The sequence below is a fragment of the Pseudoxanthomonas sp. genome (assembly GCF_036845285.1).
Taxonomy (GTDB): domain Bacteria; phylum Pseudomonadota; class Gammaproteobacteria; order Xanthomonadales; family Xanthomonadaceae; genus Pseudoxanthomonas_A.
Genome location: NZ_DAIUEE010000002.1, coordinates 361,211 through 374,858, shown reverse-complemented (window position 1 = coordinate 374,858; position 13,648 = coordinate 361,211). Strand labels below are relative to the sequence as shown.

General features: G+C 69.0%; 11 protein-coding genes. 3 read left to right on the top strand and 8 right to left on the bottom strand.

Annotation, left to right across the window (positions count from 1 at the left end; genetic code table 11):
• Positions 1 to 52: 52 nt before the first annotated feature.
• The 3 genes from V7060_RS04305 to V7060_RS04295 are packed head-to-tail and all read right to left on the bottom strand — an operon-like array spanning position 53 to position 4,603.
• Positions 53 to 3,310 (bottom strand): efflux RND transporter permease subunit, encoded by a 3,258-nt coding sequence (locus V7060_RS04305; RefSeq protein WP_334178005.1) that lies wholly within the window; start codon positions 3,308 to 3,310, stop codon positions 53 to 55.
• A gap of 1 nt (position 3,311) precedes the next feature.
• Positions 3,312 to 4,385: an efflux RND transporter periplasmic adaptor subunit gene (locus tag V7060_RS04300; protein WP_334178004.1), complete on the bottom strand. Its 1,074-nt coding sequence runs from the start codon at positions 4,383 to 4,385 to the stop codon at positions 3,312 to 3,314.
• Between the two features lie 14 nt (positions 4,386 to 4,399).
• Positions 4,400 to 4,603: a DUF2892 domain-containing protein gene (locus tag V7060_RS04295; RefSeq protein ID WP_334178003.1), complete on the bottom strand. Its 204-nt coding sequence runs from the start codon at positions 4,601 to 4,603 to the stop codon at positions 4,400 to 4,402.
• Positions 4,604 to 4,789: 186 nt separating this feature from the next.
• On the opposite strand from V7060_RS04295, the gene V7060_RS04290 reads away from it, so the two are divergent.
• The 3 genes from V7060_RS04290 to V7060_RS04280 all read left to right on the top strand — a co-directional run bounded on the left by V7060_RS04290 (position 4,790) and on the right by V7060_RS04280 (position 6,558).
• A complete protein-coding gene (locus V7060_RS04290) occupies positions 4,790 to 5,179 on the top strand; it encodes a rhodanese-like domain-containing protein (RefSeq protein WP_334178002.1) in 390 nt (129 codons plus the stop codon).
• Entirely contained in the window at positions 5,176 to 5,535 is a 360-nt protein-coding gene (locus V7060_RS04285; RefSeq protein WP_334178001.1) for a metalloregulator ArsR/SmtB family transcription factor, read from the top strand. Before V7060_RS04290 ends, V7060_RS04285 begins: the two co-directional genes overlap by 4 nt.
• Before the next feature lie 162 nt (positions 5,536 to 5,697).
• The gene (locus V7060_RS04280; protein ID WP_345786315.1) at positions 5,698 to 6,558 is read left to right on the top strand and encodes an MBL fold metallo-hydrolase; all 861 of its coding nucleotides are present in this window, start codon (positions 5,698 to 5,700) and stop codon (positions 6,556 to 6,558) included.
• Here the strand turns inward: V7060_RS04280 and V7060_RS04275 are convergent, their stop codons facing one another.
• From V7060_RS04275 to thrA, 5 genes are all read right to left on the bottom strand, one after another.
• A complete protein-coding gene (locus V7060_RS04275; RefSeq protein ID WP_334178095.1) occupies positions 6,559 to 7,191 on the bottom strand; it encodes a murein L,D-transpeptidase catalytic domain family protein in 633 nt (210 codons plus the stop codon).
• Between the two features lie 161 nt (positions 7,192 to 7,352).
• A complete protein-coding gene (locus V7060_RS04270; protein WP_334178000.1) occupies positions 7,353 to 8,393 on the bottom strand; it encodes a L,D-transpeptidase in 1,041 nt (346 codons plus the stop codon).
• Positions 8,394 to 8,592: 199 nt separating this feature from the next.
• Entirely contained in the window at positions 8,593 to 9,882 is a 1,290-nt protein-coding gene (gene thrC, locus V7060_RS04265; protein WP_334177999.1) for a threonine synthase, read from the bottom strand.
• 55 nt (positions 9,883 to 9,937) lie between these two features.
• Complete coding sequence (locus V7060_RS04260) at positions 9,938 to 10,867, bottom strand: homoserine kinase (protein WP_334177998.1); 930 nt, start codon at positions 10,865 to 10,867, stop codon at positions 9,938 to 9,940.
• A gap of 31 nt (positions 10,868 to 10,898) precedes the next feature.
• Complete coding sequence (thrA, locus tag V7060_RS04255; protein ID WP_334177997.1) at positions 10,899 to 13,391, bottom strand: bifunctional aspartate kinase/homoserine dehydrogenase I; 2,493 nt, start codon at positions 13,389 to 13,391, stop codon at positions 10,899 to 10,901.
• Positions 13,392 to 13,648 lie beyond the last annotated feature (257 nt).

Here is a 13,648-nt window from a genome sequence, read left to right as displayed (position 1 = left end):
GTACCGGTGCCAGCATACGTCAGGCGGCGCGGCCGGCCGGAGGCGGGCGTGCTCACGGCACGCCAGGCGACGACCGGCGCCGACGCTGCAGCAACCCGTAGTACAGCAGCGGAATCACCACCAGGGTGAGCACCGTGGACACGAGGATGCCGAAGATCAGCGAGATCGCCAGGCCGTTGAAGATGGGGTCGTCCACGATGAAGAACGCGCCCGCCATGGCCGCCAGTGCGGTCAGCGCGATGGGCTGCGCGCGCACCGCGCAGGCGTCGACGACCGCCGACTCCAGTGTCTGCCCGCGCTCGACCAGGTGGTTGATGAAGTCCACCAGCAGGATCGAGTTGCGCACGATGATGCCCGCCAGCGCGATCATGCCGATCATGCTGGTGGCGGTGAACTGCGCGCCCAGCAGCGCATGTCCCGGCATCACGCCGATCACCGTCAGCGGAATGGGCGCCATGATCACCAGCGGCACCACGTAGTTGCGGAAGTAGGCCACCATCAGCAGGTAGATGAGCACCATGCCCGCCGCATAGGCGATGCCCATGTCGCGGAAGGTCTCGTAGGTGATCTGCCACTCGCCGTCCCACTTGATGCCAAAGCTTGTGGTTTCGGGCGGTTGGCGGATGTAGAACTGCGCCACCTGCTGCCCGTCGATGGCGTTGCCCGACACCTGCCCGACCAGGTCGAACATGCCGTACAGCGGGCTGTCGACCTCGCCGCTCTCGTCGCCCATCACGTACACCACCGGCAGCAGGTCCTTGTGGTGGATGGCGCCATCCCATCCAGTGGATCGAAGCTGCACCAGTTCCGACAACGGCACCAGCTGGCCGTCGCCGCCGCGCACCCGCAGCGCGAGCACGCCGTCGAGCGAGGCCTGGTCGGCCACGGGCAGGCGCAGGCGGATCGGACGCGGATACTTCGAACCGGCATCGATCACGTGGGTCGCGTCCAGCCCGGACAGACCCGCGGCAATCGTCTCGGTGATCGCCGACTGCGGCACGCCCAGTCGCGCCGCGCGCACGCGGTCGATCACCAGGATGTCGCGGCGCGCATCGGCTTCCACGCTGGTGTCCACATCGACGATGCCCCCGGTGGCCAGGAAGCGCTGCTCGAGCGCCCGCGCGACCCGGCGCTGGCGGGCGTAGTCCGGACCGTACACCTCGGCCACGATCGGCGACAGCACGGGCGGTCCGGGCGGCACTTCGACCACTTTCACCGATGCGCCATGGCGACGGCCGATCGCGTCCACTTGCGGGCGCAGTGCGACGGCGATCTCGTGGCTCTTGCGGTCGCGGTCGTGACGGTCCACCAGGTTCACCTGCAGGTCGCCGACGTTCGCCCCCTCGCGCAGGTAGTACTGCCGCACCAACCCGTTGAAGTTGATCGGTGCGGCCGTACCGGCATAGCCCTGGTAGTGCAGGACTTCCGGCGTGCGGTCCAGCACGCCTGCCAGTTCCACCAGCAGTGCGCTGGTGTCCTCCAGCGTGCGGCCTTCGGGCAGGTCGACCACGATCTGCAGTTCGTACTTGTTGTCGAACGGCAGCATCTTCAGCACCACCCGCTCGAACACCGCCAGGCTGGCCGCCAGTGCCACCAGCACGGCCATGGCGGCGAACAGCAGGCGCCGGCGCTGCGCTCCCCGCACCGCGTGGAGGAACGGCGACATCACGCGTTCGAACAGGCGATGCAGGCCCGCGGCCAGGCTGCCTGCCGCATGTCCGTGCACGACGCCTTCACCCGCCTGCGCAACCGCATGCCGCTTGAGCAGCTTCAACGACAGCCACGGTGTCACCACCAGCGCGATCATCAGCGACAGCAGCATGCCGACCGAGGCGTTGACCGGGATGGGCCGCATGTACGGCCCCATCAGCCCGCTGACGAAGGCCATGGGCATCAGCGCCGCGATCACGGTGAAGGTGGCCAGGATGGTCGGCCCGCCCACTTCGTCCACGGCCGGCGGAATGGCCTCGGCCAGTGACTTGCCGCCTTGCGCCATGTGCCGGTGGATGTTCTCGACCACCACGATGGCGTCGTCCACCAGGATGCCGATGGAGAAGATCAGCGCGAACAGCGAGACGCGGTTGAGGGTGAATCCCATGGCCCACGAGGCGAACAGCGTGGCCGCCAGGGTCAGCACGACCGCGCTGCCGATGACGATGGCCTCGCGGCGCCCCAGCGCGAACAGCACCAGCACCACCACCGATCCGGTGGCGAAGACCAGCTTCTTGATCAGCGTCTGCGCCTTGTCGCTGGCCGTGAGTCCATAGTCGCGCGTGGTCTCCACCTGGATGCCGTCGGGAATGACGGTGCCGCGCAAGGCCGCGACCCGTGCCAGCACGGCGGACGTGATGTCGGCGGCGTTGCTACCCGGCTTCTTGGCGATGGCCAGCGTCACCGCCGGCGCCACCCCGCTGGCGGGTCCGGCACGCGTGGCGGGCGCACCGTGCCACACATAGCTCGACGGCGTGTCGGCCGCATCACTGACCGTCGCTACGTCCTCCAGGCGCACCGGCTGGCCGCCCGCCACGCCCAGCACCAGGCCGGCCACGTCCGCGCGGTCGGCCAGGAACTGGCCCGACGTCACCTGCACCACCCCATCCATGCCGACGCGCTCACCCGCTTGCCGCGCCAGGTTGGCGGACTGCAACGCCGAGGACAGATCGTTCACCGCCAGGCCATGGCTGGCCAGTCGGGCCGCGTCGAGTTGCACCATCACCGCACGCTCCGGCGCGCCGAGGGTGAAGACGTCGCGCGTACCGGGAATGCGCTTGAGTTCGGTTTCCAGCGTGTGTGCCACCTCGGCCAGGTCGCGTGCGCCGCGCTGCGGATCGTCCGTCCACAGGGTCAGCGCCATCACCGGCACGTCGTCGATGCCCTTGGGCTTGATGATGGGCTGGCCCACGCCGAGGTTCGCCGGCATCCAGTCCCGGTTCGAGAACACCTTGTCGTACAGGCGCACCAGCGCGGGCTGGCGCTTTACGCCCACTTGGAACTCCACCGTCAGCACCGCCATGCCGGGCTGGCTGATCGAATAGGTGTGCTTGATCTCCTCGATCCCGGACAACGCCTGTTCCAGCGGATAGGTCACCATCTGTTCGACCTGGCGTGCGTCCGCGCCCGGGAACGGCACGATGACGTTGGCCATGGTCACGTCGATCTGCGGCTCTTCCTCGCGCGGCGTGATGGTCACCGCCACCAGTCCCAGCAGCAGGCCGAGCAGCGCGAGGACCGGCGTCAGCGGGTTGGCCTGGAAGGTGCGCGCCAGTCGACCGGAAATACCCAGTCGCGGCGGGGTCGGAAGCGATGCCATGTCAGCCGTCCTTGCGAGCCGCCACCAGCGCCTGCTGCGCGGCGACCGGATCGGCGGCGACCGTCTCGCCTGGTTTCAGCCCCGAGATCACGTCCACCTGGTCGCCGGCCGCATCGCCCAGCCTGACCTGGCGCAGCGACAGCCGCCCTTCGCTGAGCACGTACACCGCCGTCACCTCGCCGCGGCGCACCAGCGCGCTGGCAGGGACGCGCGGGAACGCAGCGCCCTTCACGGCCGGGAACGCCACTTTCGCGGTCAGTCCTGGTTGTGGCGGCGCATCGAGTGCCGGCAGCTGCACGCGGATCCTCACCGCGTGCATGGACGTGTCGGCGGATGGGAAGACGGTCACACCCGCGGCGTCGATCCGACGTCCGTCGTCGAACGTAACGATGGCCGCGGGGTTGGTCCGGATCGCCTCCGCGTCCGACTGGGGCACCGCCACGTCGACGCGCAGCGCGCCCGGCGCGAACACGGTCATGAGCGCCTGGCCGATGCCGACGCTCTCGCCCGGCTCGACATCGCGCGTGGCGACGATGCCGGCGTAGGGTGCGCGGACCGTGGTGTAGTCGGTCTGCTGGCCGGCGTTCGCCAACCGTGCGCGGGCGGCATCGCGCGCCGCGACCGCCGAATCGCGCGCCATCCTGGCCTCGTCCAGCTGCGACCGGGACACGAACCGGTCCTTCGCCAGGTTGGCGAAACGCTGGTGGTTGGCTTCCGCCTCTGTCGCGGAGGCTTCCGCCGCGCGCAGCTGGGCGCGGGCGGCATCGACGCCGGATTGCTGTTCGACCGCACTGAGCCGTACCAGCACCTCGCCTGCAGCCACGCGATCATTGACATCGCGCGACACGGCGACCACGCGCCCATTCGTCTGTGCCGACAACGTGGCCTGTTGCACGGCCTCCACCACGCCCTCCCAGACACGTCCGTCAGCCGCGCCGGGTGCCCGCACCTGGGACGTCCGCAGGCCCTCGATGCGCACGGCAGGCACCGCAGGCCCGTCGCGCCCGCATGCAGCGAGGGCGGCCACCAGCAACAGCGACGGCAACGCGCGCGACGACGCCACGATGCGGATCAAGGCAGGCCTCGCGCTCACTTGAATGCGCAGCCTGCGCGCACGCCCAGCTTGCGGAAAACGATGGCGGCCGGACAGAAGCCGGTGACGCTGGCCTGCAGCAGGTTCACGCCGATGAAGACGGTGAGCCAGAACCACAGCGGCGAAACGAAGTGGCCCAGCGCAAGGCTGGCGAGGATCATCAGGCCGGCGAAGGCGAGGACGGCACGGTCGAGGTTCATGGGGGTTCTCCGATGGAAGTGGGTGTTGCCTGGCTTCGGCTTGATCTGGACGCATGTTTCCAGCGCGAACTGGCCAACGGCATCCCCTCGCCGAACTCGCCCCGGGCAACCCTGCAGGGCGCGGCATGGCTTGCACTATAAATTAGCAATATCTAATATTAGAGTCAACTAATATATGGAACTCCAATGACACACACCGTCCAGGACCTGGTGGCCGACGCCCGGCGCCGTATCGAGGAAGTCGCACCCTCCCCGCTCGCCGTGGGCGCCGACGCCGTGGTGATCGACGTCCGCGAGCCGGCCGAGTACGCGCAAGGCCACCTGCCCGGCGCGATCAACCTCCCGCGCGGCGTGCTGGAATTCCAGATCCACGCCCATCCAGCCATGGCATGCGGCACGAACGACGCGCTGGCTGCGCCGGATCGTGAACTTCTTCTCTATTGCCTGACCGGCGGACGTTCGGCGCTGGCGGCCGACAGCCTGCGGGCCCTCGGCTTCACGCGGGCGCGCTCCCTTGCCGGCGGCCTCACGGCATGGCGCAATGCAGGCCTGCCCCTCGCTACGGAACCCGCATGACCCGACGCACCGCCACGCCCGCGCTGGACATCGCCGCCATGCAGGCGCATGCAGGCGACGCTGCGCAACTCCTCAAGGCGCTGGCCAACGAAAAGCGCCTGCAGATCCTGTGCCTGCTCACCTCGGGCGAGCGCTCGGTAGGCGATCTCAATGCCCTGCTCGACCTCAGCCAGTCCGCACTGTCGCAGCACTTGGCGGTCTTGCGCGAGGAGGGCCTGGTGCAGACACGGCGCGAAGCGCAGAACGTGCTCTACGCGCTGACGCCGGGACCGGCGGCGGAGGTCATGCTGACGCTGCACGGCATCTATTGCGCACCGAAGGCGCACGCCGCCGCCAAATCCGGCAGGAAGCGGTGACGGTCCGCCATTCCGCCGCAGGTCGCCGACGCCGACAATGCCCGCGACGTGGTTTCGCCACGCCCCCCAAGGGCGCCGCACCATCGCGCTTGGCCGGGATGCGCCACGCTGCGATCATGCCTCCAGCCCCACCGTTCCACGCTTGAATCGAGGAGTCCCTTCGTGTCGCACCCCATGGTCCATGCCTGGTTCGACGAGGCCACCAATACGATTACCTACGCGGTGTGGGATCGTGCCAGCCGCCACGCGGCGATCATCGATCCGGTGCTGGATTACGACCACCGGTCCGGACGCGCATCGCATCGGTCAGCCGACGCGATCCTGGGTTTCGTCGCCGACCACGACCTGACCGTGCAGTGGATCCTGGAAACGCATGCCCATGCCGACCACCTCAGCGCCGCGCCTTGTCTGAAGGAAAAGACCGGCGCACCGATCGGCATCGGCGAGCGCATCACCGAGGTGCAGCGCACGTTCGCGCCGGTGTTCGGGCTGGACGACGTCAGCGGCGACGGCCGCGAATTCGACCGCCTGTTCCGCGACGGCGACGTGTTCCCGCTGGGCGGGTTGCAGGTGGAAGTCCTGCACACGCCCGGCCACACGCCGGCCTGCGTGTCCTACCGCATCGGCGATGCGGTGTTCGTCGGCGATACGCTGTTCATGCCCGACTACGGCACCGCACGCGCGGATTTTCCCGGCGGCGACGCGCGCACGCTGTACCGCTCGATCCAGAAGCTGCTGTCGCTGCCGCCGCAGACCACGCTGTACCTGTGCCACGACTACAAGGCGCCAGGACGCGACCACTACGCGTGGGAAACCACCGTCGCCGACGAGAAGACCCGCAACGTACACCTCGGCGGTGGTGTGGACGAAGACAGCTTCGTCGCGATGCGCGAAGCGCGCGATGCCACGCTGTCGGCACCGGCGCTGCTGCTGCCGTCGCTGCAGGTCAACATCCGTGCCGGCCGCCTGCCGGCACCGGAAGCCGATGGTCGGCGCTACCTCAAGATCCCGGTCAAACTCTGATCAACCGCCTGCGCTGGTCGCTGCACGGTGGATGGCCACGCCTGCGCCGCAGTCCGCGTCGAGCAGGCGCGACTGTTTCAACCACGCCGGGTCGGGATAGTAGGCGAACACGAACGAACCGCCGCGGATGCTGTCGATCAGCGGCCGCGCCACGGTGGTGCGCACCGCCGGACAGCCCAGGCTGCGACCCAGGCGGCCCTGCGCGCGGATCAGCGCGTCGCTGACATACGGCGCGCCGTGGATGACGATCGCACGGTCGCGGGCGTGATCGTTGAAGCCCGGCTCCAGGCCCTGCAGCCGCAGTGAGTAGCCGTTGGCGCCACTGTACGACTCCTGCGTCACGAACGATCCCAGGCTGGACATGTAGCTGCCGGTGGCATTGGAGAACCGTGTCGCCAGGTTCTCGCCGGTATTGCGTCCATGCGCCACCCACTCCTCGAACAGCAAGCGCTGGCGCTCGAGATCGAACACCCACATCCGCGGCTGCGTGGACGGGCGCGAGTAGTCGATGACGCTGAGCCGCCGCAAGGGCACCGGCTCACCGCGGCGGATCGAACAGGTCATCGCGCGCGCCGCCATCGACAGCACCTCGCGATCCAGCGCCGGCGCGGCACGATGCAGGGTGTCGACCATGCGCTCGACCGGCGTGACCGCAGCATCCGCGGCGACGGCATGCCCTGCCGGCGCCACCGCCATGACGACAAGGCATTGCACCAGCAGGCGATGGCATCTGTTCATGGCACGGACCGGAGTACGGGAAAGGTGCGCAAGCATCCCGGATCCGTCCGCAAGACTCAGCGCACGGCCGTTGTGGGGACGGTTTCGTCGGATTCCAACACCGGCACGGTCGCCGGTTCGGCCGGCGTTGCGCGCACGCCCGGCAGGTCGGACAGCAATACCGTGGTGCCGGGCGTCAGTACGCCATACAGCCGGCGCGCGAAATCCTGCGGAATCCAGAACGCGTCGCCGAGCGACCGCAACGGCGGCATGGCGGCGCCGGATTCGCCCAGCACGCGATGCGCGACCCAGCGATGCTCCTTCTGCTGCGGATCGAGCAGGCTGGGGATGTCTTCCATTTCGGTCGTCATCACCAGCAGCACGGTGCCGTTGAGCGCGAAGTCGTGCACCATCTGCAACGGCGCTGCACCGATCAGTACGCCATTGCGGAGCACCGACACGCGCCGGTCGTACAGGCTGACCAGGATGCTGACCGGTCCTTCCGGGGACGCCGCTTCATTCCAGTACACCTCGTAGGACGACAGATCCGGATGGGTCGCCTGCCCGCCTGCAGTCACCGGCGCCAGCACGGCCGGATGCACCAGGCTGGCCGGCGACGCCTTCGCGTTCGCCACCACCACCGAATCGCCGAAGCGGGTGATGCCGAACAGCTTCTCGGCGAAGGCCTGCGGCAACCGGACGCAGCCATGCGATGCCGGATAACCCGGCAGATGTCCGCCGTGCAGCGCGATGCCGTCCCACGTCAGCCGCTGCATGTACGGCATCGGCGCGTTGTTGTAGAGGTTGGAACGGTGGTCCTTGTTCTTCTGCAGGATGGTGAACACGCCCGTCGGCGTGTCCTTGCCCGCCTTGCCCGAACTGATCGTCGACACGCCGATGGCGATGCCGTTGCGATACACGTAGGCGCGCTGTTCGTCGAGGCTGACCACCAGCACCACCGGACCTTCCGGTGCGATCTGCGGATACCACAGGAACTCGCCCGGCTTCAGCGCGCGGACGTCGGCCTGCGGCACGGCGGACTGCGCGCGCGTGACGGACGGGGCGGCACTGGCGAGCAGCGCGGCCAGCAGGAGGCTGGACAGCAGGGTGCGTTTCATGGGCGCGAGCTTATCGTAAGTAGTTCGTGCGTCGAATATGGCGACGCCATCCTGTAGGAGCGACGTCAGTCGCGACCGTGCACCCGTGACTGCCCGGAAGCCCTGTCCACATTGTTCCCGTCACGCACGAAAAAGACCTCTCCATCAGGCCGTGCGGTCGCGACTGACGTCGCTCCTACAGACGTGATCTGCGGCCCGACTACACCAGCAGACGCTCGCGCAAGGCGTCGTAGTCGGCAGGGATCGGGTCGGCATGCGCCGGACGCGCCAGCAGGTCGGCCAATGCCGGCGGCACGTCGATCGCGTGCCCGACCAGCGGTTCCACCACGCTCTCGAACTTGGCCGGATGCGCGGTGGCGGCCACCGCCCAGTCCCCTCCCTCGCCCTGTGCGCGAAGGTCTTCCAGCACCTTCACCGCCGTCGCCGTATGCGGGCAATGCACTTCGCCGTGTTCACGGTAGCGTCGCGCGATCACGTCGCGGATGGTGGCGTCGTCGACGCTGGCCGCGCTGAACGCCGCGCGCAGGCCGGCATCGTCGTTCGCGTAGAGCCAGCGCAGGCGCTCGAAGTTGCTGGGCGCACCCACGTCCATTGCGTTGGCCAGCGTGGCGACGCTGGCGGCCGGCGCGTACGCGTTGCCCGCGAAGAAATCCGGCAATACCCGGTTGGCGTTGGTCGCCAGCACGATCCGGCCCAGCGGCATGCCGAGCGCACGCGCCAGGATCGCCGCCATCGCATTGCCCAGGTTGCCGGTGGGGATGACGAGGTTCAGCACCTGTCCCGTCGCCGCGCGATGCGTGGACGCGGCGTGCGCGTAGTAGCTCATCTGCGGCAACAGGCGACCCAGGCTGATGCTGTTGGCCGAACTGAGCGGCGCCTGCGCCTGCAGGTCGGCATCGTTGAGCGCGCGCTTCACCAGGGCCTGGCAGTCGTCGAAGGAACCGGCCACGCGCAGCGCGGCGATGTTGTCGCCCAGGCAACCCAACTGGTGCGCCTGCCGGGGCGACACGCGGCCGTCCGGATACAGCACCACCACGCGCAGGCCGGGCTGGCGATGGAACGCGGCGGCCACTGCCGCGCCGGTGTCGCCCGATGTGGCGACGAGGATCGTCAACGGCCGGCTTTCATCGCGGCGCAGGCGCGCCATGCAAGCCGCCAGGAACCGGGCGCCGAAATCCTTGAACGCCGCGGTGGGTCCGTGGAACAGCTCCAGCACGTGATCGGCCGGCGTACCGAGCGGGCGCAGCGGCGCCGGAAAGTCGAAGGCTTCGCGGCAGATCGATGCCAGTTCGCCCTCCAGCCCGTCGCCGGCGAAGAAAGGCGCCAGCAAGCTGGTTGCCGTGTCGGCGATATCGCGGCCAAGCGCCGGTTCGCGCGGCGCGGGCAACGCCTCGGGAACATACAGCCCGCCATCGGGCGCCAGCCCGGCGGCGATCGCCTGGCTGAGGGAAGCGGTGGGTGCGGCATTGCGGGTCGAGATGAAGTTCATGGTCTGTCGTCAGGAAAGCGCCGCATGCGAAACGCGGCGACCGGAAGGAAAATGCTCAGTGGGCGGACAACAGTTCCGCGCCCGGCGCGTTGATCGGCGACACCCAGGCCTGGCTGTCGAAGCCGGCGGCCGCGAAGGCTGCACGGATGGCCGGCGCTGCAGCTTCAGCCTCGCCGCGTGATTCGAACCAGGCGAATACGCTGGGACCGGCGCCGGAGATGCTGGCGCCCATCGCGCCGGCCTGCAGTGCCGCCTGCTTCGCGGCATCGAATCCGACGATCAGCGGCGCGCGGCGCGGCTCGATCAGGACGTCGCGCAGGCCATCGCGCACCAGCGACGCATCGCCCGCGTGGCAGCCGCTCAGCACCAGCGCCAGGTTCGCGCTCTGCGCGACGAATTCCTTCAACTCGTATGCCCCCTGCAGGGCAGCGCGCGCGCGCCGCGTCTCCAGGATCGCGTCCGGATGCACCAGCACGCTGTGCCAGTGCTCCGGCACCGGCACGCGCACCAGCCGATCCGCCGTGGACAGCACCAGTCCGCCCAGCAGCATCGGACCCAGGTTGTCGCCGTGCCTGCCGCCACTGGCGACGGCTTCGCCGACCAGCGCATGCGGGTAGAGCTGCTCATTCGTCAGCGGCGCTTCCAGCAGCGCGTTGGCGGCGACCAGCGCTGCTACGCACGACGCGGCCGAACCGCCCATGCCGGACCCGAGCGGAATGCCCTTCTCGATCTCCACCTCGAACCCGAACGGCAACGCCAGCGCCGCCCGCAACGAGATCAATGCCGCGCCGGCGGTGTTGCCGGGCGCATCCAGCGGCAGGTCGACGGTGGCACCGCGGATGGCGGCGATCCGCACCTCCGGCGCTTCGATGCGGCGCACCGCCACGGTATCGCCGACGCCTTCGATCACGTGGCCCAGGATGTCGAACCCCACGCCCACGTTGCCCACCGATGCCGGCGAAAACGCGCTTGCCTGCTGCCTCATGCCCACTCCATGTTCCTGCTCATCGGATGCCTCACAGCTTCGCGCCCTGTCCCGCGGCCACGCGCAGCACGTCGGCGAATACGCCGGCGGCGGTGACTTCCGGCCCTGCGCCGGGGCCCTGCACGATCAGCGGATTGTCGCAGTAGCGGCGCGTGGTGAACTGCACGATGTTGTCGGTCAGGCGCAGGTTGCCGAACGCGTGCGCGGCCGGCAATTCGACCAGCCCCACGCTGGCGCGGCCTTCCGCGTCCAGCCGTGCGACGTAGCGCAATACGTTGCCTGCGGCGCGCGCCTTCGCCAGCCGCTCGCCGAAGGTCGCATCCACTTCATCGAGCCGCGCCATGAAGTCGTCGACGCTCGCCTGGCGCAGCGCTTCCGGCACCAGGCTTTCGACCTGCACGTCCTCCAGCGCCAGTTCGCGGCCGGCCTCCCGCGCCAGGATCACCAGCTTGCGTGCCACGTCGGTGCCGGACAGGTCGTCACGCGGATCGGGTTCGGTGTAGCCGAGTCCGCGCGCTTCGGTCACCAACTGCGAGAACGGCACGCTGCCGTCGAACCTGTTGAACAGCCATGCCAGCGTGCCCGAGAAGATGCCCTCCACCGAGACCACGGTATCGCCGGTATCCAGCAGGTCCCGCAGCGTCGAGATCACCGGCAGTCCCGCGCCGACCGTCGCTTCGTAGCGGAAACGCGCACCGCTGGCGGCGGCCGCCTCGGCGATGGCGCGATAGCGCTCCAGTGAACCCGCACCGGCCTGCTTGTTCGGCGTGACCACGTGGATGCCCGCCGCCAGCCATTCGGCATAGCGGTCCGCGACCACCGGACTGGCGCTGCAGTCCACGATCACCGCGTGCGGCATGTGCGCCGACAGCAGGTGCTGGGTGAAGCGGTCCAGGTCGGCGGGCTGCGCACTGGCGTCGAAGCGCGCGCGCCAGTCGGCGCCGATGCTGCGCTCGTCCAGCAGCATGCGCGTGCTGGACGCGATGGCGCGCAGGCGCAGGTCGAGATTGGCCTTGCCGAGCAACTGCGGTTGCGCCGCACGCAGCTGTTCGATGAGTGTCGCGCCGACATTGCCCGGCCCGATCACGCCGACGGCGAACGTCTGCGGCGACAGCCAGAAACCGGCATGCGCGGCACGCAGCGCCTTGGTGGCATCGGCACTGTCGATGGCGACGGAGATGTTGCGCTCCGACGAACCCTGGGCGATCGCCAGGATGTTCACCTGCGCGCGACCCAGCGCGCCGAACAGGCGCGCCGACACGCCCGGCGTGCCGGCCATGCCGTCGCCGACCGCCGCCAGCACGCTGACGCCATCCCGGCGCTGCACGCGCTGGATCTGCCGGGTATCCAGCTCGTGCGCGAATACGTCCAGCAGCGCCGCCTGTCCCTTCGCCGCCTCACTGGCTTTGACCACGCAGCAGATCGAATGCTCAGACGAGCCCTGCGAGATCATCACCACCGAGACGTGCGCATTGCGCAACGCGGCGAACACGCGTTCCGCGGTGCCTGGCACGCCGATCAGGCCGGTGCCCTCCAGGTTCAGCAGCGCCAGGTCGGCGCTCAGCGTCAGGCCCTTGACCGGACCGACCGCATCCCGCTCGGCGGTGATGCGCGTACCGGGATGCTCCGGGTGGAAGGTGTTGCGGATGATGATCGGCAGTCCGCGCTCCATCGCCGGCGACATCGTCTGCGGATGCACGACCTTGGCGCCGAAATAGGCAAGTTCGCAGGCTTCGTCGTAGCTCAGCGCCCCCAGTTGCACCGCTTCCGGTACCAACCGTGGATCGGCCGACAGCACGCCGTCGACATCGGTCCAGATGTGCAGTTCCGCCGCGTCGTACAGCGCGGCGAAGATCGCCCCGGAATAATCGCTGCCATTCCGGCCCAAGGTGGTGAAGCGGCCCTCGCGATCGCGCGCCACGAAGCCGGTCGCCACCACCCGCCGTTGCGGATGCGAGGCCTGCCATGCCGCCAGGCGCTGCGCGCTGGTTTCCCAGTCGACCACCACCCCGAGTTCGCCATGGTCGACGCGCAACACCTCGCGCGCATCCAGCACGGCGCAGTCCTCGCCCTGCAGCGTCAGGTACTCGCCCAGCAGACGCGCCGAACACACCTCGCCCAGGCCCTGCACGCGCTGCAGGACCAGCTCCGGCAGGCCGCCGATGACGATCAGCGCATTGAGGATCTCCTGCAGCCGTTCGAAGCGTTCGTCCACCCATTCGATCACCGGCCCTGCCGCTTCGCCCAGCAGCGCCACCGCCGCACCGCGATGGCGCGCACGAAGCGCATGCCAGCTCTCCTGCCATTCCGGACGGTTGGCCGCCGCGAGTTCGCACAGCGCGATCAATGCATCGGTGACGCCCTTCATCGCGGAGACGACGGTGACCTGCAGGTCCTCGTCGCGCGCGAGCAGCAGCTGCGCCACATGGCGGTAGCGGTCGGCATCGGCGACGGACGTGCCGCCGAACTTGTGGACGACGGTGCGCGGTTTGGATTGTTGGACTTCGGCGTTGCGGGACGACATGGGTCAGGAACCTCGTTGAGGAGGCCCGGCACGCATCAGGAAGTCGGGTGGCCCTGCATCCTGATCCGGGTGCGGGGCCGTGGTCTGCGGATTACGCGAACACAACCCACCGCACCCGACGAGTCAGGGTGGTAATGGTCGTGGTAATGCGGGTGCGCCCGGCGTCCGCACGCGTCCGCACCGGCAAGGCCGGCATCGGGTTCGTCGTGTGGAGGGCATGGAAGTGCATGGCGGAAGAAAAACACGGCACCCCGGGG